The sequence below is a fragment of the Niallia circulans genome (assembly GCF_007273535.1).
In the GTDB taxonomy this organism is placed as follows: domain Bacteria; phylum Bacillota; class Bacilli; order Bacillales; family Cytobacillaceae; genus Niallia; species Niallia circulans_B.
Window position 1 is genome coordinate 430984 of record NZ_RIBP01000004.1, and the last position, 22392, is coordinate 453375.

At 41.5% G+C, this 22392-nt stretch carries 18 protein-coding genes, 13 tRNA genes and 3 rRNA genes; 5 read left to right on the forward strand and 29 right to left on the reverse strand.

Annotation, left to right across the window (positions count from 1 at the left end):
* Positions 1-5 precede the first annotated feature (5 nt).
* The 20 genes from CEQ21_RS10025 to CEQ21_RS10120 all read right to left on the reverse strand — a co-directional run bounded on the left by CEQ21_RS10025 (position 6) and on the right by CEQ21_RS10120 (position 9336).
* A tRNA-Cys gene (locus CEQ21_RS10025) sits at positions 6-79 on the reverse strand.
* Between the two features lie 10 nt (positions 80-89).
* Positions 90-164 (reverse strand) — tRNA-Gly (locus tag CEQ21_RS10030).
* 4 nt (positions 165-168) lie between these two features.
* Positions 169-243: transfer RNA gene (locus CEQ21_RS10035), tRNA-Gln, on the reverse strand.
* Positions 244-287: 44 nt separating this feature from the next.
* Positions 288-363: transfer RNA gene (locus CEQ21_RS10040), tRNA-His, on the reverse strand.
* A gap of 13 nt (positions 364-376) precedes the next feature.
* Positions 377-450 (reverse strand) — tRNA-Trp (locus tag CEQ21_RS10045).
* 8 nt (positions 451-458) lie between these two features.
* A tRNA-Tyr gene (locus CEQ21_RS10050) sits at positions 459-542 on the reverse strand.
* Positions 543-550: 8 nt separating this feature from the next.
* Positions 551-626 (reverse strand) — tRNA-Phe (locus CEQ21_RS10055).
* A 21-nt stretch (positions 627-647) separates the two neighbouring features.
* Positions 648-724: transfer RNA gene (locus CEQ21_RS10060), tRNA-Asp, on the reverse strand.
* Between the two features lie 4 nt (positions 725-728).
* Positions 729-802, reverse strand: a tRNA-Met gene (locus tag CEQ21_RS10065).
* Between the two features lie 9 nt (positions 803-811).
* Positions 812-887: transfer RNA gene (locus tag CEQ21_RS10070), tRNA-Val, on the reverse strand.
* An 18-nt stretch (positions 888-905) separates the two neighbouring features.
* A tRNA-Glu gene (locus CEQ21_RS10075) sits at positions 906-980 on the reverse strand.
* Between the two features lie 26 nt (positions 981-1006).
* Positions 1007-1098, reverse strand: a tRNA-Ser gene (locus tag CEQ21_RS10080).
* Between the two features lie 6 nt (positions 1099-1104).
* A tRNA-Asn gene (locus CEQ21_RS10085) sits at positions 1105-1179 on the reverse strand.
* Between the two features lie 10 nt (positions 1180-1189).
* Positions 1190-1306, reverse strand: a 5S ribosomal RNA gene (gene rrf / locus CEQ21_RS10090).
* 174 nt (positions 1307-1480) lie between these two features.
* Positions 1481-4415: ribosomal RNA gene (locus CEQ21_RS10095) — 23S ribosomal RNA — on the reverse strand.
* 240 nt (positions 4416-4655) lie between these two features.
* A 16S ribosomal RNA gene (locus CEQ21_RS10100) occupies positions 4656-6205 on the reverse strand.
* The 16S, 23S and 5S rRNA genes sit together here with 13 tRNA genes alongside, the layout of an rRNA operon.
* 302 nt (positions 6206-6507) lie before the next feature.
* Entirely contained in the window at positions 6508-7383 is an 876-nt protein-coding gene (locus CEQ21_RS10105; protein ID WP_185767214.1) for a nucleotidyltransferase-like protein, read from the reverse strand.
* 213 nt (positions 7384-7596) lie between these two features.
* The gene (perR, locus tag CEQ21_RS10110) at positions 7597-8040 is read right to left on the reverse strand and encodes a peroxide-responsive transcriptional repressor PerR (protein ID WP_419181587.1); all 444 of its coding nucleotides are present in this window, start codon (positions 8038-8040) and stop codon (positions 7597-7599) included.
* A 341-nt stretch (positions 8041-8381) separates the two neighbouring features.
* Positions 8382-8846 (reverse strand): thioredoxin-dependent thiol peroxidase, encoded by a 465-nt coding sequence (bcp, locus tag CEQ21_RS10115; RefSeq protein ID WP_185764501.1) that lies wholly within the window; start codon positions 8844-8846, stop codon positions 8382-8384.
* A 79-nt stretch (positions 8847-8925) separates the two neighbouring features.
* A complete protein-coding gene (locus tag CEQ21_RS10120) occupies positions 8926-9336 on the reverse strand; it encodes an ion channel (RefSeq protein WP_127741635.1) in 411 nt (136 codons plus the stop codon).
* A gap of 189 nt (positions 9337-9525) precedes the next feature.
* Between CEQ21_RS10120 and CEQ21_RS10125 the strand changes: the two genes are divergently transcribed.
* Together CEQ21_RS10125 and CEQ21_RS10130 are read left to right on the forward strand one after the other, a co-directional pair.
* Entirely contained in the window at positions 9526-10824 is a 1299-nt protein-coding gene (locus CEQ21_RS10125; RefSeq protein WP_185764502.1) for a glutamate-1-semialdehyde 2,1-aminomutase, read from the forward strand.
* Positions 10825-11231: 407 nt separating this feature from the next.
* The gene (locus CEQ21_RS10130; RefSeq protein ID WP_185764503.1) at positions 11232-12320 is read left to right on the forward strand and encodes an FUSC family protein; all 1089 of its coding nucleotides are present in this window, start codon (positions 11232-11234) and stop codon (positions 12318-12320) included.
* 43 nt (positions 12321-12363) lie between these two features.
* Here CEQ21_RS10130 and CEQ21_RS10135 read toward each other — a convergent pair whose 3' ends face one another.
* The 6 genes from CEQ21_RS10135 to CEQ21_RS10160 all read right to left on the reverse strand — a co-directional run bounded on the left by CEQ21_RS10135 (position 12364) and on the right by CEQ21_RS10160 (position 17389).
* A complete protein-coding gene (locus tag CEQ21_RS10135) occupies positions 12364-14112 on the reverse strand; it encodes an ABC transporter ATP-binding protein (protein WP_328593472.1) in 1749 nt (582 codons plus the stop codon).
* A 144-nt stretch (positions 14113-14256) separates the two neighbouring features.
* Positions 14257-14787, reverse strand: a complete 531-nt coding sequence (locus CEQ21_RS10140; RefSeq protein WP_127741643.1) for a nucleoside tri-diphosphate phosphatase — start codon at positions 14785-14787, stop codon at positions 14257-14259.
* A gap of 185 nt (positions 14788-14972) precedes the next feature.
* A complete protein-coding gene (locus CEQ21_RS10145) occupies positions 14973-15233 on the reverse strand; it encodes a YgaB family protein (protein ID WP_185764504.1) in 261 nt (86 codons plus the stop codon).
* Between the two features lie 298 nt (positions 15234-15531).
* A complete protein-coding gene (locus CEQ21_RS10150) occupies positions 15532-15705 on the reverse strand; it encodes a gamma-type small acid-soluble spore protein (RefSeq protein WP_185764505.1) in 174 nt (57 codons plus the stop codon).
* A 131-nt stretch (positions 15706-15836) separates the two neighbouring features.
* The gene (locus CEQ21_RS10155) at positions 15837-16622 is read right to left on the reverse strand and encodes an SDR family oxidoreductase (protein ID WP_185764506.1); all 786 of its coding nucleotides are present in this window, start codon (positions 16620-16622) and stop codon (positions 15837-15839) included.
* 29 nt (positions 16623-16651) lie between these two features.
* Positions 16652-17389: an SDR family NAD(P)-dependent oxidoreductase gene (locus CEQ21_RS10160; RefSeq protein ID WP_185764507.1), complete on the reverse strand. Its 738-nt coding sequence runs from the start codon at positions 17387-17389 to the stop codon at positions 16652-16654.
* A gap of 188 nt (positions 17390-17577) precedes the next feature.
* Here CEQ21_RS10160 and CEQ21_RS10165 point away from each other — a divergent pair, with 188 nt between their 5' ends.
* Positions 17578-18192 carry a TetR/AcrR family transcriptional regulator gene (locus CEQ21_RS10165; protein WP_185764508.1) on the forward strand — a complete coding sequence of 205 codons (615 nt, stop codon included), beginning with the start codon at positions 17578-17580 and terminating at the stop codon, positions 18190-18192.
* Positions 18193-18228: 36 nt separating this feature from the next.
* On the opposite strand, the gene fabL is transcribed toward CEQ21_RS10165, so the two are convergent.
* Positions 18229-18972 carry an enoyl-[acyl-carrier-protein] reductase FabL gene (gene fabL / locus CEQ21_RS10170; protein ID WP_185764509.1) on the reverse strand — a complete coding sequence of 248 codons (744 nt, stop codon included), beginning with the start codon at positions 18970-18972 and terminating at the stop codon, positions 18229-18231.
* Positions 18973-19089: 117 nt separating this feature from the next.
* On the opposite strand from fabL, the gene CEQ21_RS10175 reads away from it, so the two are divergent.
* Complete coding sequence (locus CEQ21_RS10175; RefSeq protein ID WP_185764510.1) at positions 19090-19314, forward strand: hypothetical protein; 225 nt, start codon at positions 19090-19092, stop codon at positions 19312-19314.
* Positions 19315-19656: 342 nt separating this feature from the next.
* On the opposite strand, the gene mutY is transcribed toward CEQ21_RS10175, so the two are convergent.
* The gene (gene mutY / locus CEQ21_RS10180) at positions 19657-20745 is read right to left on the reverse strand and encodes an A/G-specific adenine glycosylase (RefSeq protein WP_185764511.1); all 1089 of its coding nucleotides are present in this window, start codon (positions 20743-20745) and stop codon (positions 19657-19659) included.
* Positions 20746-21024: 279 nt separating this feature from the next.
* Here mutY and CEQ21_RS10185 point away from each other — a divergent pair, with 279 nt between their 5' ends.
* On the forward strand, positions 21025-22005 hold the full coding sequence (locus CEQ21_RS10185; RefSeq protein ID WP_185764512.1) for a metal-dependent hydrolase: 981 nt from the start codon (positions 21025-21027) through the stop codon (positions 22003-22005).
* 27 nt (positions 22006-22032) lie between these two features.
* On the opposite strand, the gene CEQ21_RS10190 is transcribed toward CEQ21_RS10185, so the two are convergent.
* Positions 22033-22302, reverse strand: a complete 270-nt coding sequence (locus CEQ21_RS10190; protein ID WP_185764513.1) for a YfhJ family protein — start codon at positions 22300-22302, stop codon at positions 22033-22035.
* Positions 22303-22392: the final 90 nt, after the last annotated feature.

Genomic DNA, 22392 nt, shown 5'->3' on the forward strand with positions numbered 1-22392 from the left:
TATATTGGAGGCGGCAACCGGATTTGAACCGGTGATAAAGGTTTTGCAGACCTTGGCCTTACCACTTGGCTATGCCGCCTTGACAATATTGGAGCGGAAGACGGGGTTCGAACCCGCGACCCCCACCTTGGCAAGGTGATGTTCTACCACTGAACTACTTCCGCATAATGGCTGGGCTAGCTGGATTCGAACCAACGAGTGACGGAGTCAAAGTCCGTTGCCTTACCGCTTGGCTATAGCCCAATATCATTATATTCAGCATTATCATAATTTATTACAAATATATATGGGGCGAATAATGGGAATCGAACCCACGAGTGTCGGAGCCACAATCCGATGCGTTAACCACTTCGCCATATCCGCCATAAAATTTATTTGGCAGGGGTAGTAGGAATTGAACCCACACCGGAGGTTTTGGAGACCTCTGTTCTACCTTTAAACTATACCCCTGTAATGAATGGTGGAGGGGGACGGATTCGAACCGCCGAACCCTAAGGAGCGGATTTACAGTCCGCCGCGTTTAGCCACTTCGCTACCCCTCCGACATAAATGGTGGCTCAGGACGGAATCGAACCGCCGACACAAGGATTTTCAGTCCTTTGCTCTACCGACTGAGCTACTGAGCCTTAATACTTTTTAAATTATAATGGCGGTCCGGACGGGACTCGAACCCGCGACCTCCTGCGTGACAGGCAGGCATTCTAACCAGCTGAACTACCGGACCGTGATTGCGGGGACAGGATTTGAACCTGCGACCTTCGGGTTATGAGCCCGACGAGCTACCAGACTGCTCCACCCCGCGATGATTTTATGGTGGAGGATGACGGGATCGAACCGCCGACCCTCTGCTTGTAAGGCAGATGCTCTCCCAGCTGAGCTAATCCTCCATATTTGGTATGTAATATTGGTGACCCATACGGGATTCGAACCCGTGTTACCGCCGTGAAAGGGCGGTGTCTTAACCGCTTGACCAATGGGCCATTATTAATGAGCTACTGAGTGAAAATGGCGGAGAGCAAGGGATTTGAACCCTTGAGACAGGGTTACCCGCCTACACGATTTCCAATCGTGCTCCTTCGGCCACTCGGACAGCTCTCCATATAATGGCTCCGCAGGTAGGATTCGAACCTACGACCGCTCGGTTAACAGCCGAGTGCTCTACCACTGAGCTACTGCGGAATAATGGTATGCCTGGCGACGTCCTACTCTCACAGGAGGAGAACCTCCAACTACCATCGGCGCTGAGAAGCTTAACTTCCGTGTTCGGTATGGGAACGGGTGTGACCTTCTCGCTATCGCCACCAGACTTTTTTCAAGACAAGAATTATTATATCTTATCTCCGAGTGTTTTGCAACACTTTTTTAAAAAGTTTTTTTCAAAGAATTTTATTCCCTGAAAACTAGATTATGTTGTAAGAAGAAAAAGTGAGTAATCTTTTGTGCAGCTACAGAAGCCAAATGGCATTGAAGCACACTTATTTTAGTTAAGTCCTCGATCTATTAGTATTTGTCAGCTCCACATGTCACCATGCTTCCACCTCAAACCTATCAACCTGATCATCTTTCAGGGATCTTACTAGCTTACGCTATGGGAAATCTCATCTCGAGGGGGGCTTCATGCTTAGATGCTTTCAGCACTTATCCCTTCCGCACATAGCTACCCAGCTATGCCTTTGGCAAGACAACTGGTACACCAGCGGTGCGTCCATCCCGGTCCTCTCGTACTAAGGACAGCTCCTCTCAAATTTCCTACGCCCACGACGGATAGGGACCGAACTGTCTCACGACGTTCTGAACCCAGCTCGCGTACCGCTTTAATGGGCGAACAGCCCAACCCTTGGGACCGACTACAGCCCCAGGATGCGATGAGCCGACATCGAGGTGCCAAACCTCCCCGTCGATGTGGACTCTTGGGGGAGATAAGCCTGTTATCCCCGGGGTAGCTTTTATCCGTTGAGCGATGGCCCTTCCATGCGGAACCACCGGATCACTAAGCCCGACTTTCGTCCCTGCTCGACTTGTAGGTCTCGCAGTCAAGCTCCCTTGTGCCTTTACACTCTACGAATGATTTCCAACCATTCTGAGGGAACCTTTGGGCGCCTCCGTTACTTTTTAGGAGGCGACCGCCCCAGTCAAACTGCCCACCTGACACTGTCTCCCACCCCGATAAGGGGTGCGGGTTAGAATGTCAATACAGCCAGGGTAGTATCCCACCAATGCCTCCACCGAAGCTGGCGCTCCGGCTTCCAAGGCTCCTACCTATCCTGTACAAGCTGTACCAAAATTCAATATCAGGCTACAGTAAAGCTCCACGGGGTCTTTCCGTCCTGTCGCGGGTAACCTGCATCTTCACAGGTACTATAATTTCACCGAGTCTCTCGTTGAGACAGTGCCCAGATCGTTACACCTTTCGTGCGGGTCGGAACTTACCCGACAAGGAATTTCGCTACCTTAGGACCGTTATAGTTACGGCCGCCGTTTACTGGGGCTTCAATTCAGAGCTTCGCGCGAACGCTAACCCCTCCTCTTAACCTTCCAGCACCGGGCAGGTGTCAGCCCCTATACTTCGCCTTACGGCTTCGCAGAGACCTGTGTTTTTGCTAAACAGTCGCCTGGGCCTATTCACTGCGGCTCTCTCGGGCTTGCACCCAAAAGAGCACCCCTTCTCCCGAAGTTACGGGGTCATTTTGCCGAGTTCCTTAACGAGAGTTCTCTCGCTCACCTTAGGATTCTCTCCTCGCCTACCTGTGTCGGTTTGCGGTACGGGCACCTTGAATCTCGCTAGAGGCTTTTCTTGGCAGTGTGGAATCAGGAACTTCGGTACTATATTTCCCTCGCCGTCACAGCTCCGCCTTCACGGTAATGGGATTTGCCTCATTACCAGCCTAACTGCTTGGACGTGCTAATCCAACAGCACGCTTACCCTATCCTCCTGCGTCCCCCCATCGCTCAAACGATTCATAAGGTGGTACAGGAATATCAACCTGTTGTCCATCGCCTACGCTCTTCAGCCTCGGCTTAGGTCCCGACTAACCCTGAGTGGACGAGCCTTCCTCAGGAAACCTTAGGCATTCGGTGGATGAGATTCTCACTCATCTTTCGCTACTCATACCGGCATTCTCACTTCTAAGCGCTCCACCAGTCCTTACGGTCTAGCTTCAACGCCCTTAGAACGCTCTCCTACCACTGACATCATAGATGTCAATCCACAGCTTCGGTGATACGTTTAGCCCCGGTACATTTTCGGCGCAGAGTCACTCGACCAGTGAGCTATTACGCACTCTTTAAATGGTGGCTGCTTCTAAGCCAACATCCTGGTTGTCTAAGCAACTCCACATCCTTTTCCACTTAACGTATACTTTGGGACCTTAGCTGGTGGTCTGGGCTGTTTCCCTCTTGACTACGGATCTTATCACTCGCAGTCTGACTCCCAAGGATAAGTATTTGGCATTCGGAGTTTGTCTGAATTCGGTAACCCGATGGGGGCCCCTAGTCCAAACAGTGCTCTACCTCCAATACTCTTACCTTGAGGCTAGCCCTAAAGCTATTTCGGAGAGAACCAGCTATCTCCAAGTTCGATTGGAATTTCTCCGCTACCCACACCTCATCCCCGCACTTTTCAACGTGCGTGGGTTCGGGCCTCCATCCAGTGTTACCTGGACTTCACCCTGGACATGGGTAGATCACCTGGTTTCGGGTCTACGACCACATACTCTATCGCCCTATTCAGACTCGCTTTCGCTGCGGCTCCGTCTCTTCAACTTAACCTTGCATGTAATCGTAACTCGCCGGTTCATTCTACAAAAGGCACGCTATCACCCATTAATGGGCTCTAACTACTTGTAGGCACACGGTTTCAGGATCTATTTCACTCCCCTTCCGGGGTGCTTTTCACCTTTCCCTCACGGTACTGGTTCACTATCGGTCACTAGGGAGTATTTAGCCTTGGGAGATGGTCCTCCCTGCTTCCGACGGGATTTCTCGTGTCCCGCCGTACTCAGGATCCACTCAGGAGGGAACGAAGTTTCGACTACAGGGTTTTTACCTTCTGTGACTGGCCTTTCCAGACCTATTCATCTACCCCGTTCCTTTGTAACTCCATGTAGAGTGTCCTACAACCCCAAGAGGCAAGCCTCTTGGTTTGGGCTAATCCCGTTTCGCTCGCCGCTACTAAGGGAATCGCGTTTGCTTTCTCTTCCTCCGGGTACTTAGATGTTTCAGTTCCCCGGGTCTGCCTTCTGTTACTCTATGTATTCAAGTAACGATGCTATCCCATTACGGATAGCGGGTTTCCCCATTCGGAAATCTCCGGATCAAAGCTTACTTACAGCTCCCCGAAGCATATCGGTGTTAGTCCCGTCCTTCATCGGCTCCTAGTGCCAAGGCATCCACCGTGCGCCCTTTCTAACTTAACTTGATTTTGGCTAAAGATGTTACTCTTTACCCTCAATTTCTCTAATTTAATAGAGAATCTAAGATGGCGATTACTCGGTTTTTTTCTTGGTTCTTACTATACATAATCTAGTTTTCAAGGAACAAAATCGGCTATTGATTAATTTACTTATCAATACCCTCATGTTTTGAGGAATTGCTCCCTCAAAACTGAACAACAAACTGTCAACAATCTATGAATGGAATAAATCCATTTTCCTTAGAAAGGAGGTGATCCAGCCGCACCTTCCGATACGGCTACCTTGTTACGACTTCACCCCAATCATCTATCCCACCTTAGGCGGCTGGCTCCCAAAAGGGTTACCCCACCGACTTCGGGTGTTACAAACTCTCGTGGTGTGACGGGCGGTGTGTACAAGGCCCGGGAACGTATTCACCGCGGCATGCTGATCCGCGATTACTAGCGATTCCAGCTTCATGTAGGCGAGTTGCAGCCTACAATCCGAACTGAGAATGGTTTTATGGGATTGGCTCGACCTCGCGGTTTTGCTGCCCTTTGTACCATCCATTGTAGCACGTGTGTAGCCCAGGTCATAAGGGGCATGATGATTTGACGTCATCCCCACCTTCCTCCGGTTTGTCACCGGCAGTCACCTTAGAGTGCCCAACTGAATGCTGGCAACTAAGATCAAGGGTTGCGCTCGTTGCGGGACTTAACCCAACATCTCACGACACGAGCTGACGACAACCATGCACCACCTGTCATCCTGTCCCCCGAAGGGGAACGTCCTATCTCTAGGATTGTCAGGAGATGTCAAGACCTGGTAAGGTTCTTCGCGTTGCTTCGAATTAAACCACATGCTCCACCGCTTGTGCGGGCCCCCGTCAATTCCTTTGAGTTTCAGCCTTGCGGCCGTACTCCCCAGGCGGAGTGCTTAATGCGTTTGCTGCAGCACTAAAGGGCGGAAACCCTCTAACACTTAGCACTCATCGTTTACGGCGTGGACTACCAGGGTATCTAATCCTGTTTGCTCCCCACGCTTTCGCGCCTCAGCGTCAGTTACAGACCAAAGAGTCGCCTTCGCCACTGGTGTTCCTCCACATCTCTACGCATTTCACCGCTACACGTGGAATTCCACTCTTCTCTTCTGCACTCAAGTCCCCCAGTTTCCAATGACCCTCCACGGTTGAGCCGTGGGCTTTCACATCAGACTTAAAGGACCGCCTGCGCGCGCTTTACGCCCAATAATTCCGGACAACGCTTGCCACCTACGTATTACCGCGGCTGCTGGCACGTAGTTAGCCGTGGCTTTCTGGTTAGGTACCGTCAAGGTACGAGCAGTTACTCTCGTACTTGTTCTTCCCTAACAACAGAGTTTTACGATCCGAAAACCTTCATCACTCACGCGGCGTTGCTCCGTCAGACTTTCGTCCATTGCGGAAGATTCCCTACTGCTGCCTCCCGTAGGAGTCTGGGCCGTGTCTCAGTCCCAGTGTGGCCGATCACCCTCTCAGGTCGGCTACGCATCGTCGCCTTGGTGAGCCGTTACCTCACCAACTAGCTAATGCGCCGCGGGCCCATCTGTAAGTGACAGCGTAAACCGTCTTTCAGCTTTCCTACATGAGTAGAAAAGGATTATCCGGTATTAGCTCCGGTTTCCCGAAGTTATCCCAGTCTTACAGGCAGGTTGCCCACGTGTTACTCACCCGTCCGCCGCTAACTTAAAAAGCAAGCTTTTTAAGTCCGCTCGACTTGCATGTATTAGGCACGCCGCCAGCGTTCGTCCTGAGCCAGGATCAAACTCTCCGATAAAGAGTAAGATTAGCTCAAATGCTAAACTCTAGCTTTTTGTTACTTGTTTTTCATTTCTATAACGAAGTTATAAAAACGATTATTGTTGACGTTTGTTTGTTCAGTTTTCAAAGAGCAATATTTCCTTGCGCTTCCTTGTTCTTCCAGAAGCGACTTTATTAATATAACATCTGGTGTTTTTTATGTCAAATGTTTTTTAAAAAAACTTTTCCGTCGTTTCAGCAACATTTTGTGTTGTTTCAGCGACGGATATAAATATACCAAGTAATTTAGTTAGCGTCAACACTTTTCCTAAAAAAACTTCAATCTTTTTTTGAAACCTTATAATAACGGTGATATACCTTAGGACTTTTAGTTTCTACCTCGACTACCTCAATAAAGTGTTTCTCAATTAAATATTCAATCAGCCTGCCCAAATCAACGGAATATACAAGAAACAATTCTTCATTCTCTATAAGGTCATTAAAAGACCAATAATCTTGTTCTGCTAAGATATCTGTAATATGCTGAATGCTCATTTTCGTTTTAGAGTGGATAAGGAATTCACTTGCCAAAAACAGCAACTCAAGTCTTTTTTCCAAAGGCTCCTCACTATTAATCAATTCGACATACAATTTATATATCTCTGGTTCAATTTGCTTAACTTGACTCCATACTGTAACCTCTGGATGGAACCCATTTTCAATAACAGCAAGTCGCGCAAGATGATGTAAGGAGTGAACGACATCATTATATGCATCAAGATAATGTTTGTTCTCAAAAAACGCTTTACCATCCATATATCTTCTAATTAACTTAGCAAACTCCACCCCCATCTTACGTTTCCTTTGGATGACAGGGAAATCCTTTAACTCGCTTTTCAACTGGGATACATATTCATTTCGATCAAATATGACTCTCCCATTATATAGCCATTCAAATATTTTTTTATTTGTACCAAGCAAAATCCATTTTTTTAATTGTGTTTCCGTAATAATATGAAGTGCAGCTTTTTTGTCTGTATACGTGTAATGTTTAATAAAAACAGGCTTGTCTGCCTCTTTCACGATGATAAGCATCACCGAGTCAAATGTATCTGTTACCGTCATTTCTTTTTGTCTTTTTTCTATCATAAGAACTCCAAGTGTATTCGCTTGGCTTGCTCTCTCTTGATAAATCGGACGAAGAATGTCTTCCATCATTATTCCTCCATCATAAAAAATTCGTTTTTAATACTTTCGACACTTTATTTCGAATTCCTGCATCTCCTTTTTACGGAGCTGAACCCTTTTTCGGTATGATCTATTTACTCTTTAACACAAATAAAAAACAAAAAGAGGAGTCATCCACTTTAAAATCACCTCCAGAACCTGGCTTGTAATTTTAAAAGAGACAATCCTCTTTATACTTGCTTAGTGCGCTTCGTTTTTTGCACAGTCAGGACATGTTCCATAAATTTCTAAGCGGTGATGACTGATTTTAAAACCTGAAACATGGCTTGCGAACTGTTCTACCTCGTCCAGTCCAGGATAATGGAAATCCACTATCTTCCCGCAATCCTTACAAATGATATGGTAATGATGGGAAGTTATAAAATCAAATCTGCTTGAGGAATCACCATACGTCAATTCCTTTACAAGACTCACTTCTTTAAAAACTCTTAAATTATTATAAACAGTGGCCACACTCATATTTGGAAATTTGCCTTCCAGTGCTTTATAAATTTCATCGGCAGTCGGATGTGACATTGAGCTTATTAAGTATTCAAGTATCGCATGACGCTGCGGGGTAATGCGCACTCCTGTTTCTTTTAATTTATCAAGAGCTTCCTGTAACTCATTATGTTCCACAGACATGCACCCCATTTCTAAAAGATATTCTTATTTTATAATGTTTATAATTAGTGTACTAACAATATCATGTATTTGTCAATAAGAATGGCGGAATAGCCGTTAATTCCAACAATATTATATGTTATCAATCGTTCAAACTAGAATAATTCTCTTTCAATACTTTTTATTATATGCTAATGCTCCTATTTAATGCTGTTCTAAATTTAATTTGAATAAAAAAGGCAGACCACCGAGTGTGATCTGCAACATATATCTGAGGAGGTATGCCCTAATATAATGTATTCATAACTTGTATATTGGAATGGACAAAAGCCTCGAGGTAATAAAATTAGGCAGAAAAAGCTTTATAGCTTTTTCAGCTCTTCTGCAATTTCCTCGACATGACCGGCAACTTTGACTTTTCTCCACTCACGAACAAGCCTTCCCTCCTTGTCAATCAGAAAGGTAGATCGTTCTATCCCCATATATTCCTTGCCAAAGTTTTTCTTCAGCTTCCATACGTCATAACTCTCTGCCACTTTATGATCTTCATCTGCAAGCAGCAGGAACGGCAGCTCATGCTTTGCAATAAACTTCTTATGTTTGTCTACAGGGTCTGGGCTTACACCGAGAACAACAGCTTCAAGTTCCTCGAATCTCGAATGACTGTCCCTAAAATCACATGCCTCCGTTGTACAGCCAGGTGTCATATCTTTTGGATAGAAATATAAAACAATATTTTTTCCTCTATAATCAGACAGCTTAATTCCCTTGCCACTGTTTGCCTCTAATTCAAAATCAGGTGCTTGCTCTCCTATATTTACACTCATTCTCTTATCCTCCAATGCTGGTATTATTATTAGACTAGCTAATGAAGGAAATAATTTCAACTAGCATACTCTAAACAAATTAACTTTCCATATCTAACACAGCTCTTGCAACAAATGCCGCTGGGATGGTATACCCAATAAGTGCTTCAATTACTACTATCAATCTGCCGAGACCGATTGGTGTCAAATCACCAAAGCCTACTGAAAACAGCGTAATCCCACTAAAGTATATACCTGTTTGCAGCTCATCTAGAAAATGTAGTGACGAAGCATATATTTGCTGGCTTTCGTTATAGACCTGCACGCCATTCAGCTGAAGCAGCGTGTAAATTAGGCCAAAGCCTATCATTATGGTGATATAAACAAAGAAAAGATACAAAAAATTTTCAAATGAAACCCATTTTTCTTTCAGGCGATAAGGAACAAACAGCGTTCGCAAGCTCATCATAATAAAAAAGATAATCATCGCTAACAAAAAATAAAAAAACACGTTCCTCCCCCTATCCATATCTCCCGCCAAGTCCAATATATTTTAAATGTATGCTTGTCTGCCTGTTTAAAGACCTTTTCTAAATTCCTATGAAAACTAAGGTAGTACCTTTATCGTTTATCTTCTGAAAAAAAGTGCTAAAATTATAAAGAACATCTTTTAATGATGATAAGTTTTAGGAGGAATATCATGCAGCATAATAATTCTGAGAGATTACATGAAGAAGCACTTAAAGTAATCGTAGGCGGAGTCAACAGCCCTTCTCGTTCGTATAAAGCAGTTGGTGGCGGAGCACCTGTAGCAATGGAAAGGGGCCAAGGCGCTTACTTCTTCGATGTAGATGGGAATCAATATATTGATTATTTGGCAGCGTACGGACCAATCATTACTGGACACGCTCATCCCCATATAACAAAGGCAATCACTAAAGCAGCTGAATCAGGGGTTTTATATGGAACGCCAACTCCTCATGAAGTTACATTTGCAAAAATGCTTCAAGAGGCTATTCCTTCCCTAGAGAAGGTCAGATTTATGAATTCTGGTACAGAAGCAGTCATGACTACAATCAGGGTCGCAAGAGCATATACCGGCAGAAACAAAGTAATTAAGTTTGCAGGCTGCTACCACGGTCACTCTGACCCTGTTCTTGTTGCAGCAGGCTCTGGTCCGTCTACACTGGGAACTCCAGATTCAGCTGGTGTGCCAGCAGTGATTGCAGCAGATGTTATCACTGTTCCATTCAACGATCCTGACGCATTCAAGGATGCCCTAAAAAAATGGGGTCAAGAAATTGCGGCAGTACTTGTAGAACCAATCGTTGGTAACTTTGGAATTGTCGAGCCGATTGAAGGGTTCCTTGAATTAATAAATGAGTATACACATAACGCTGGGGCACTTGTTATCTATGATGAGGTAATCACAGCCTTCCGCTTTACATATGGCGGTGCACAGGACTTATTAGGAGTTCAGCCAGATTTAACTGCATTAGGAAAAGTGATCGGCGGAGGCTTACCAATCGGAGCTTATGGCGGGAAAAAGGAAATTATGGACAAAGTGGCCCCAGTAGGACCTGCATATCAAGCTGGTACACATGCTGGAAATCCGGCATCTGTTCTTTCAGGTATCGCTTGTCTTGAAGTGCTTAAGCAAAAAGGTGTATACGAGCATTTAGACAGACTTGGAGCATTGCTTGAAAAGGGTATCGCCGAAGCTGCCGCTACACATAATATGCCAATTACAATTAATCGATTAAAAGGCGCATTGACTGTTTATTTCACAAACGAGAAAGTCATGAATTATGAGCAAGCCGAAAATACAGACGGCGAGCTGTTCGGTAAATTCTTTAAATTAATGGTTGAACAAGGCATTATGCTTGCCCCTTCCAAATATGAAGCATGGTTCATAACAATCGCCCATACAGAGGAAGACATCGAAGCAACAATACATGCAGTCAACAATGCTTTCGAAGCATTAGCAAAAGAACTATAAGAATAAACTGCTGTCAGTAAGACAACAATCACAGTTGTCTACAATCAAACATGGATCATAATTTACGCAGCAGGGAAACTTCTACTTAAGTGGTTAAACACCAGCTAGAATCCCTGCTGTGAAAAATTTAGAAACAGAGAGCATGCCGCTCTCCGTTTCTAAATCTATACATCACAACAACTATTCTAATATTCTCTCCCCTTCATATCTATTAAGGATAACAAACAACACCCACATCAGTACTACTTTCACTAACTTTTCATGAAAATATCATATAATCCTACAAATGACTATTGATGTTAACAAGCAATCACTGTATAGTACATTATTGTTTAGTTTTTCTATAAATTGTTTAAAGTAAAGGTATACTACGCATAAGAAAATGTATGAGAGAGGATTATTTCAATATGACACTTGGAGCGCGCATTCTTAAAACAGGAATCGCCATCGTTTTAGCATTATTTCTTGCACAAACACTGCAAGTACCAACTCCTGTATTCGCGGGGATTTCAGCAATATTTGCGATACAGCCTACTATCTATCGATCTTACTTATCTATAATAGAACAAATTCAAGGTAATATAATCGGCGCGATAATCGCAGTTGTCTTCGTACTTAGCTTTGGCAACAACATCTTTATTATTGGTCTAGCAGCCGTTATCGTAATTACAATTAACTTAAAGCTTAAACTGGAAAAGACGATCATCTTGTCGACAGTAACGTTGATCGCTATTATGGAAACAACAACAGATGACTTTATCATCTTTGCGATAATACGGTTTTCTACTATTATGCTTGGGATTATTTCAGCATTTATCGTTAATCTCGTATTTTTGCCTCCTAAATATGAAAACAAGCTGTACAACAGCATTTCTGATATTAGTGAAGAAATTACAAAGTGGATTCGCCTCAATATTAGGCATGCATCCGAACATAGTCTATTGAAAAATGATATCGACAAGATTTCTGACCGGATAATTAAAATAGATCAGCTTTATTTAATGTATAAAGAAGAAAGAAACTATTTTAAGAGGAACACCCCTCTTAAAGCAAGAAAGCTTGTTATCTACAGGCAGATGATAAACACATTGAAAAGATCCTTTCATACTTTGAAAAAGCTGCACCGTTTTGAGAATGAGCTTAAAACACTGCCAGAGAATTTTCAAAACATTATCCAGCAGCAGCTCGATTGTCTAATCCATCATCATGAGCATGTTATGTTGAAGTTCATCGGAAAGGTAAAGCCAAATGTAACCTTTGAAGAGGGTAATATCACTTTAGATAGAAAAGAATTGTTCTATCAGCTTATTAACCATTACCGGGAAACAGTAGATGAGCGGGTATGTGAGCAAAACGAGGAGCTTGTACAGTATCATGCGATGCAAATCATTTCTGCCATCATTGAATATGATGAGAATGTGGAGCATTTAGATACGCTGATTACTACAATTCAAGTCCATCATAATCATGAGCCCGAAGTGAAAATGGAAGAATAAATAAGAAAGGATGACCTCAAGTAGGGTCATCCTTTCTTATTATCTATACTCCTAGCTGTTGAATTTGAAACAGATTGAAATAATGACCTTTTAGTTTCATCAACTGTTCATGGCTGCCATCTTCGGCAATTTCGCCATTGTTGATTAACACAATTCGATCTGCATGTGTAATCGTCGAAAGCCTATGAGCAACTATTAATGTCGTTCTCTCTTTTGCCAGTTTTTCAATTGCCTCTTGTATCGACTGCTCGCTTTCTAAATCAAGTGCTGATGTTGCTTCATCCAAAATTAAGATCGGCGGGTTCTTCAGGAATACACGAGCAATGGCAACACGCTGCTTTTGACCGCCACTCAGCTTCACGCCTCTTTCCCCTACCTTCGTATCATAGCCATCCGGAAGCTGCATGATAAATTCATGGGCGTTTGCAGCCTTTGCTGCCTCCATCACTTCTTCTATTGTTGCATCTGGCTTACCAATCATAATGTTCTCTTTGATTGATTCACTGAATAGAATATTTTCTTGAAGAACCATTCCGATTTTATCTCTCAATGTTCGGACTTGAAAATCGCGGATATCCCTTCCATCAAGCATAATCGTACCAGCAGTAACATCGTAGAAACGAGGTATTAAGCTAATGAGTGATGACTTTCCGCCTCCGCTCATACCAACAAAAGCAACTGTTTCTCCTTGCTTGATTTTCAAAGAGATATTATTGAGCACAAGGGAATCATTTTGATCATAGGCGAAATCAACTTCCTTAAATTCAATCTCCCCTTGTACTTCCTTACAAGGAATTGCATTCGGCTTATCCTGGATATCGTATTTCTCATCAATCAGCTCAAACACACGGTCCATCGAAGCAATTGACTGTGTCAGTGTCGTTGAGGAATTCACCATTCTTCGCAACGGATTATACAGCCTCTCAATATAAGCAAAGAATGCTACCATTGCACCTAATGTCAGCTGACCGGTTATTACTTGATACCCAGAGTATGCAATCACAATGATTGGTGAGATGTCTGTAATCGTATTAACTACAGCAAAAGCTTTAGCATTCCAGCGTGTATGATCTGTCGCCTTTTCTAAAAATGCATGATTATACTTTTTAAAGTGCTTTTGTTCATAATCTTCTGTCGCAAAGCTTTTAATAACTGAAATTCCTTGTACTCTTTCGTGTAAGAAACTCTGGACTCCTGCTAATGCTTGCGATCGTTCTCTTGTCAGTGTTCTTAAGTTTCCGAAGAAATGTTTGATTGACAATGCGTAAAACGGCAAAAGAATGATTGAGATAATTGTCAGCTTTACATTCATTGTCAGCATGATACCGATTGTTATTAATATCGTGACACCATCAAGCCATAAATTCATCAGCCCTGTCAGGATAAAATTCTTTGTTTGCTCCACATCATTAATGACCCGTGAGATAACTTCACCAGCCCTTGTATTGGAGTAGTACTTTAAGCTCAGCTTTTGCAGGTGAGCAAACAGCTGATCGCGAATATCATACAGAATCTTATTCGATGTCCACTGTGCAAAATATTGACGGTAGTATTCAACAGGCGGTCTGACGATGACAAAAATGACCAGCATTATCCCCATCATCTTTAAAAGACTGTTGATTCTTTCTTGCTTATCCAAATCTGTTGCATTGATGATGTCATCAACTACATATTTCAGTAAAAGCGGAATGAGCAAGGGAATAGCGAATTTAACGATGCCAATGATGATTGTCCCTATAATTTGCATTCGGTATGGTTTAACAAAATGCAAATATCTTTTTATACTGTCCACACTCTCTCCTCTTTCCTTTCTAAAATTTTATGTAAACAATAAATTAGAACGAAACTTCAAACAAGAAGTTATTTTACCACTTGCATAAATGAAAACAAAAGAAAAAGCTTGCTGAACTTTCAACAAGCTATTCTTCCTACCATATTAACTTCTGTACGTTAAATACCTTTCATACCATAAATCAATAAAATCTGGTGCAAAGGGACCCTTTCTTTGGCGTATCCACTGGATTAATTGATTAACATGCGATTTCAAAATACGGTCGATCGCTTCTGGATAATTCATTTCCGCACGATGACGTTCATATTCATCCTCATCGAGAAGATTAAATGTCATATCAGGGAAAATCTTAATATCCAAATCATAATCAATATATTTTACTGCTTCTCCATCATAAATAAATGGCGAACTAAGGTTACAATAATAATGGATTCCGTCTTCCCTTATCATTCCTATTACATTAAACCAGTATTGGGAATGAAAGTAGCATATTGCCGGTTCACGGGTGACCCATGTTCTGCCGTCTGATTCTGTAACAATTGTCCGATCATTACCGCCTATTATTAAATTTTGCGTCCCTTTAAGTATCGTTGTTTCGTCCCAGATTCGATGGATGTGACCATTATGCTTGTAGCTATGGATTTGTATTGGTTCACCCTCGATAGGTACGCCCATTATTCTCCCCTACTTTCATTTTGCGGACGCTTTGCAACCTACTTACATTTAAATATTCTATTTCCCAATCAAGGCAACAAAGAACAATTCCTCTTTTTTCTATTATTATAACGGTTAATAGAAAAATTTAAAACAAAAGAACCATTGAAATTGCGAAAGGAATGAGAAATATTTAAAAATTCCTATTAAATAGAGCTTAAATTCATTTCATTTTCCTGATATACCTTAATTACTTTTTCTGTCTGTATCTCAAAAATCCGCTGTATTTCTTTTAATTCGCTTTTCATATTCATGATTTCATGCTGCACTTCTTTCAATTCTGTTTCACTATGCAATTGCTGCAGCTGATCTTCAATTTCTTCACACCGTTCAAGCTCACTCTGCAAATACAGCAGTTTTTCCATAATTTTCATCTGTTCTCCTACTAATCCATTGAACACGTCCATGAACATACACATCCTAATTAATATTTTTTGGAAGAAATTCTTGACCTCTCAACATAAAAATGGAAGTCTCTCTTCCCTATTAACAGACTGATTTCAAAAAATTTTTATTTATGGGGAATTAGATTGTTTTTGCTCTGTTGATTATTTCCACTTCCTCTAGTCTATTTCCTTTGACAACTTCTGTAGACTGACAAGAAGTTTTGTCGAACTGTAAGAGGAGCTTATCGGAGTGTTATTAATTGGAGAAAAATGAACGAAGACACTTTCCTCTAAGAAAAGTGCCTTCGTATCAGCTAAATTATGAGTTTTTAGATTTGTTTTGCTCTGCTTTAGCGTTACGTTGTTTTACTTCTTGTACATCAGTTTCGCTAGCGAATTCTGTACCGTATTGTCCAGAAGTTGCTGCAGCGTTTTGTTGTTTTACTTCTTGAATGTTAGTTCCTGATTGTGTGCTACCTGCTTTTTTAGCCATCAATATCACCTCCACGAATATTAATTTGTCCCGTATGCAGAAGTTCTATCCATATTTTTTTTATTCCAATAAAATCCATACAAAAAAAGCACGGAATAGCCCGTGCTTTCAACTAAATAATATCTTAAATATTAATATTTGTACGACTGACCACCGTCAATCGGAATGACTGTCGCATTGATGAAGTTCGCTTGATCTGAAAGAAGGAATGCTACTAGATAGCCGACTTCTTCTGGTCTTCCGAAACGCTTCATCGGGTTTGGCTCAACAAATTGCTTGCCGACCTCTTCCCAATTGTCTGCATCGATTTGTTTTAATGACCCTTCAACCATTGGTGTCATGATAGCACCTGGTGCAATTGCTTTAATGCTCACACCATATTGGCCGTATTCGATACCAGAGTTGCGAGTTAAGCCGACCACACCGTGCTTACTTGCTGCATATCCAGATTGGTTACCAACTCCGCGGATACCACCGACTGAGGCTGTGTTAACAACTGAACCAAAGCCTTGTTCTCTCATAACCTTTAATACATGCTTTAAGCCATAAAAGACACCATTCAGGTTAACGCTAACAACTTTTTGGAATTCATCTAAACCGAAATCCTCTGTTAAGTCCTGCTTTCCTTCAATTCCAGCATTATTAAAGAAGCTGTCAATTTTGCCAAATTTAGCAACTGTTTCATTCACATAATTTTCGACTGCCTTTTCGTCTGCCACGTTTGCAGTAAGAAGCAGTATTTCAGCATCTGGTGCTACTTCAAGCACTTTTGCTTTTGTTTCTTCTAATGAAGCAGCATTTAAATCGACAAGCGACAACTTAGCGCCTTCTTTCGCAATTTGCAGAGCGGAAGCTTGACCTAATCCAGATCCAGCTCCTGTGATTAAAACAACTTTGCCATCAAAACGATTATTCATGATTGCTACCCCCTTTAATTGTTTAAACGTTATTGTGCAGTATAACCGCCATCTACAATCAGGCTGTTACCAGTCATATAAGAAGAATCATCAGAAGCAAGGAACAGAACTGCTTTCGCCATTTCTTCTGCTTTACCAAGACGTTTTACAGGTGTTGCTGCTGCTAGTGCTAATTTGCTTTCTTCTGGAATGATTGGTGTATCAATAAATCCAGGACATAATGCATTAACACGAATATTCTGTTCTGCATACTCCAATGCAAGGGAACGAGTCAAGTTGACCACTCCGCCTTTTGCAGCATTATAAGCAGCAGAGCCAGGTGAACCAACCCATCCATACATAGAAGCAGTATTAACAATAGCGCCTCCGCCTGCTTTTAACATTTCACGAATAGCTTCACGAGCTACTAGGAATACACCATCCAAATCCACATTCACTGTTTGACGCCATTCAGCATAGTCCAATTCATGTGAAGGATGAACACGGCCAATTCCTGCATTATTGAAGACAATATCCACTTTGCCAAACTTTTCGATTGTTTGTGTGAAGATATTAGCAACATCTTCTTCACTTGTAATATTTGCTTTTACAAATAGCGCATCCGCATTAAGCGCTTTCAATTCTGATTCGAATGCCTTGCCTTTTTCTTCATTTAAGTCTACAAGAACAACCTTCGCACCTTCTGAGACGAATAAACGTGCTGTTGCTGCACCAATTCCAGATGCTCCACCTGTTATGACTGCAACCTTATCTTGTAATTTTCCCATTGTAAATCCCCCTTGTTAAAATAAACTTACATATTCATGTAAAAAGTACTAGACTAGTGAATATGTGATTGATAACAAATTAAATTTTACTCTTTTGTTCACAATTAACAATCATTAAGATATTATCAAGTGACTATTAGTTAGACACTTACCATAAATATGTCTAATTCCAGGGAGGTTTTTTTTTCATGGATCAGGAACACCCAGCAACTGCTCGGCAAAATAGAACGAGAGCACATTTAAAGCAAGCATTAATAGAATTAATTAAAGACAAAGGCTATCATGCTGTCACAGTTAAAAATATAGTGGATCATGCAGCCTATAACCGCAGCACCTTCTATATACACTATCCGGATAAAATAGAATTGGCAGAGGACCTGCTCACTTCTATGCTCAAAGGCCTTGAGGAAGCAGTTGGTATTCCATACATGCATGGCCATAAATTCTATACAGCTAAGCTTAATACACATTCTTTCAACATCGTTTCTTACATATATAAAAACCGGCATTTTTTTGAGCTAATAAAGCTTGAAGATACGTTGCCTGGTTTACATACTAGATTTCCGCAGACCATTTTAAAGATATATAAAGAACAATTTGTCTTCGATACAATTAATCATATTCCTGTTAACATGGATTATTTTAAGCGTTATACGGCATATGGATTTTACGGGCTTATTTTAAATTGGATAAGAGATGGCTTCAAGGAGACACAGGAGGAATTCATTAATGAAGTGATCGAGCTGACGAAAACGCATATTTATTCGTTTGAGTTTATTGGTAATAATTCACATAAGCAGTAAAAAAAGGACCTGTATTCGGTCCTTTACATTTCTTTGTCACACTAGTAAAGAGATGCCTCCATCGACAATGATTGTCTGCCCTCTTATCATGCTTGCCTGGTCGCTGACTAAGAACATGACTGAGTTAACCATATCCTCGATTTCGACAATTCTTCCTGCAGGCGTTCTTTCGGCAGAGTGACTTAACAACTCTTCTCTGTTCGGGAATGATTTAAGTGCTTCTGTATCAATTGCTCCACCTGATACAGCATTAACGACAATATTTTTTGGTGACAGCTCTACAGCCAAATAACGTGTCAAAGCTTCCATTGCTGCCTTGCTTACACCGACAGTCGTGTAGTTTTCCAAATATCTGATAGAGCCTAATGAGCTGATGCTGACGATTTTTCCGCCGTCTGCCATTAGCTTCGCAGCCTCTTGGGCACAAAACAACAGTGCCTTGCTGTTAATATTCATTGTCCAGTCCCAATGTGATTCTTCAAGCTCCATAATTGGTCTAAGTACACCAGATGCTGCATTATTAATAAATACATCCAGTCTGCCAAATTCATTTTTAATCTCGACAAACATAGCTTTAATTTTGTCCACATCGCCTACATTTGCTCTAACAACAAGAGCTTTTCGGCCAATTGCTCTAATTTCCTCTGCTGTTTCTTCTGCTGCCTTCTTACTTCTGGCATAATTTATAACAATGTCATAACCTGATTCTGCAAGTCGTAATGCAGTCGCTTTACCAATTCCTCTTGAACTGCCAGTAACTAGCGCTACTTTATTTTCCATTCTTTCTCCAGTCCCTTCCGTCATTGACTCGTTTCACATTTTACCTGTTCTATGCATAGTTATCAATCAACATCAACACAATACTTATAGAAAACCTAGTAAAGGAAGGTGCTTTTTATGTATGTTGGCAGAGATATGACAGAGCTAGCAATGATAGCTAAAGGTGAATGGAAAGACAGCGAACTTGCTTATTTCCATCACTCCTTACAGCAAATGGCCCAGTACTTAAATGTAGAGGGTGTTTCCATCCATAATAAGATTATTGAGGAAATTGAAAATCGCGGCGGCTTACAACGAAATGAAGCAACTTGGACTAGTGGCACGGAGGTCAGCTACGACTAAACTAAAAAAGAGGCTGGGACAAAACAAAAGATAACCTTTCTAAACACGAATAATAAAATTACATCCATATTTGAATAATGAAGCTTGTGACAAAATTAGTTCGTTTCATTGCGCGCTCGTCCTCGCGCTTTCCGTGGGGAAAGCTTAAGCCTCTTCGCCTGCGGGGTCTAAAGCGTCCTCTATTTCCCGCAGGAGTCGAGTGGCATCCGCTCCATTCTACTAAAATTTCTAATTATTGTATTTAAAAAAACAAAAATAAGAAACCAAACTATCCAATCGAGATTAGAATGGATAGTTCGGTTTCTATACTGATTCATATACTTATGTCCCAGCCTCATTTACTTATTCTGATTCGGGCATAAATTTAAGCATCTTTTGATGGGAAACTGGGAATGGGTATGGTTCAACTTCACGGGCATTCACTTTTCTTAATGTATCGGTTTCTTCTTCAAGCTTAACGAGCTTCCCCTTATAAACAGTTATCTGCCAGATAAGATGGGAGAATACATGCTCAATCCTTGTTATGCTTTCCTCTACTTCAATCGTCGCTCCGTACTGGCTCTGCAGTTCCTCTTTCAGCTGTTCTGCTTCACTTGTAATGGTCTGGACGATTTCTATGTTTGGAAATTCCCACAGGTTGGCAAGCAGGCCTTTATGAGACCTTTTATGAATAAGTGTTCTTCCGTCTTCATCTGATAAGATGATTGCTGCTATTTGCACTGTCTTTTGCTTTTTGTTTTTTGTCTTCACAGGCAATTCTCCCTGTGTGCCGTCCATGAATGCCTGACAATGCTCTCTTACTGGGCATAAAAGGCAAGATGGTGATGTTGGTGTACAAATCAGCGCTCCAAGCTCCATTAATGCTTGGTTGAAATAAGAAGGATTTTCATGGGATATTAGCATCCTGACGGCATCCTCGAATGTTTTTCGTGTTTTGGGTTTGGCGATGTCTTCCCATATTGACAAAATTCTCGATAGCACTCTCATTACATTTCCATCTACCGCTGGCTCTGGAACGCCATACGCAATACTAAGGATGGCTCCAGCAGTGTACGGGCCAACTCCACGTAATGTCGCAATCTCTGCAGGAGTATTCGGAACCACACCAGCATATTTCTCCCTTACTTCCTTAACAGCCGTATGTAAATTCCGTGCACGCGAATAATATCCAAGCCCCTCCCACGCCTTCAACACCTTTTCCTCCTCAGCATCTGACAATGCATCAATGGTCGGAAATAAATCAACAAAGCGGTTGAAGTATGGAATTACTGTATCTACTTTTGTTTGCTGTAGCATAATTTCTGATACCCAAACTTTATATGGATCCTTGTCCTTACGCCAAGGCAGGTCACGCTGTTCTGCTATGAACCAATTAAGTAAGTCATCTCTAAATTGCTGTATATCCAATTGGTTTTGTGCTTCTTCTTTCACTTTTACCCTCCACCATGTTAATATTTTTTGAAATGGGGAATAACATAAAATGTGTTCTTCTCTTTCACTTTAGGCTTTCATCAAAACAATCGCAATGATAAGGTATAGATATCGTCTTTCTTTCACAAAGTAAACAGAGATTATATTTCACTTAAATTCCAATCAATGTCTAATATCAAAGTGTATCTTTACTCATAAAAAAAATAAAGCTATTTTTTATAGAAATTATTAGGTAGTTAACCATTAATTGCTTATGCAAAACAAGGAGGTTTTTTATTCTTGGATACTGGGACACATGTAGTGATGGGATTAGCGCTAGGAGGCTTGGCTACTCTTGATCCAGCAGTTGCAGGAAGCCATGCAACAACTATAAGTGTAATGATTGCAACATTAGCCGGTTCTCAAGCTCCTGATGTCGATACCGTCTTAAAACTAAGAAATAACGCTGTATATATCCGAAATCACAGAGGCATCACACACTCCATTCCAGCTGTAGTCATATGGCCGTTATTGATTGTTGCTGTTTTATATCCGTTTTTCCCTGATGCAAACTTACTGCATTTATGGATGTGGACATTCATTGCCGTATTTCTCCATGTTTTTGTCGACATATTTAATGCATACGGAACACAGGCATTAAGGCCATTTTCATCTAAATGGGTAGCACTAGGCTTCATCAATACATTCGACCCGATTATTTTCAGTTTGCACGTTGTCGGTCTGTTCGTTTGGGCATTCGGAGCACCACCAGGCTATACTTTCCTTGTACTGTATATTGTATTGGTTTTTTATTATGTACTCCGCTATATTGCTCAAAGAAGGGTGAAGCATAAGGTTAGAGAAATTATTCCAGATGCAAATACGATTATTTTATCCCCGACAATGAGGTTCAGCCATTGGCGCGTTGCAGTTATGACAGATGAATACTTCTATGTTGGGAGAGCACATAACTACAAAATTGAAATCTATGATCAGTTTAAGCGAATTGATATCCCGGCAACACCAGTTTTGGAAGCAGCCAAAATAGACAGTAACCTGTCTGCTTTTCTTTCCTTCTCTCCAGTATATCGCTGGGAAGTAACAGAGCTTGAGGATCAGTACCAGGTTCGGTTTATTGATTTACGCTACCGCAGCAATGGTCATTATCCATTTGTCGCTGTCGTCCATCTCGATAAAGACTTAAATATTATGTCTTCCTATACTGGCTGGATATTCAGTGAAGAAAAACTTCAGAAAAAATTAGATATCTTGACGAACTAAAAAAATCCAGCTTTTGCTGGATTTTTTTTAATGGAAGCTTCGTTTATTTTCTGTAAGAAAATCTTTATACTTTGGGTTTTCCGCTACAAATTCGTGAAGCTTTGGTCCATAATTTTCAATCCACTGGCTGACAACCTTCTCTGTCATTTCAGCTCCTTTATAATCTCTCCCTGCTTTCGCATATGTTGATTCGAAATCTTCCCATAACAGCTCTATCCAAGTCTGGGCCTGAACAACGTTGATACTTTCGTTAATCTCCAGCAGTCTGTCCACAAGCCTTTTTTGATAATCATACATGGTAACGACCTTCTTTCATTTAAAATAACGCTTATAGTTTGCTTACATGCTACAAATACTAAAATGGTTGACAAAGAAATGCTCGGCATA

What these genes read in the sequence shown, in the direction of transcription:
- CEQ21_RS10105 (WP_185767214.1), bottom strand. Translation starts at nt 7,383, where the DNA reads ATGGAAGACATTCTTCGTCCGATTTATCAAGAGAGAGCAAGCCAAGCG.
- perR (WP_419181587.1), bottom strand. Translation starts at nt 8,040, where the DNA reads ATGTCTGTGGAACATAATGAGTTACAGGAAGCTCTTGATAAATTAAAA.
- bcp (WP_185764501.1), bottom strand. Translation starts at nt 8,846, where the DNA reads ATGAGTGTAAATATAGGAGAGCAAGCACCTGATTTTGAATTAGAGGCA.
- CEQ21_RS10125 (WP_185764502.1), top strand. Translation starts at nt 9,526, where the DNA reads ATGCAGCATAATAATTCTGAGAGATTACATGAAGAAGCACTTAAAGTA.
- CEQ21_RS10130 (WP_185764503.1), top strand. Translation starts at nt 11,232, where the DNA reads ATGACACTTGGAGCGCGCATTCTTAAAACAGGAATCGCCATCGTTTTA.
- CEQ21_RS10140 (WP_127741643.1), bottom strand. Translation starts at nt 14,787, where the DNA reads ATGGGCGTACCTATCGAGGGTGAACCAATACAAATCCATAGCTACAAG.
- CEQ21_RS10145 (WP_185764504.1), bottom strand. Translation starts at nt 15,233, where the DNA reads ATGGACGTGTTCAATGGATTAGTAGGAGAACAGATGAAAATTATGGAA.
- CEQ21_RS10150 (WP_185764505.1), bottom strand. Translation starts at nt 15,705, where the DNA reads ATGGCTAAAAAAGCAGGTAGCACACAATCAGGAACTAACATTCAAGAA.
- CEQ21_RS10155 (WP_185764506.1), bottom strand. Translation starts at nt 16,622, where the DNA reads ATGAATAATCGTTTTGATGGCAAAGTTGTTTTAATCACAGGAGCTGGA.
- CEQ21_RS10160 (WP_185764507.1), bottom strand. Translation starts at nt 17,389, where the DNA reads ATGGGAAAATTACAAGATAAGGTTGCAGTCATAACAGGTGGAGCATCT.
- CEQ21_RS10165 (WP_185764508.1), top strand. Translation starts at nt 17,578, where the DNA reads ATGGATCAGGAACACCCAGCAACTGCTCGGCAAAATAGAACGAGAGCA.
- fabL (WP_185764509.1), bottom strand. Translation starts at nt 18,972, where the DNA reads ATGGAAAATAAAGTAGCGCTAGTTACTGGCAGTTCAAGAGGAATTGGT.
- CEQ21_RS10175 (WP_185764510.1), top strand. Translation starts at nt 19,090, where the DNA reads ATGTATGTTGGCAGAGATATGACAGAGCTAGCAATGATAGCTAAAGGT.
- CEQ21_RS10190 (WP_185764513.1), bottom strand. Translation starts at nt 22,302, where the DNA reads ATGTATGATTATCAAAAAAGGCTTGTGGACAGACTGCTGGAGATTAAC.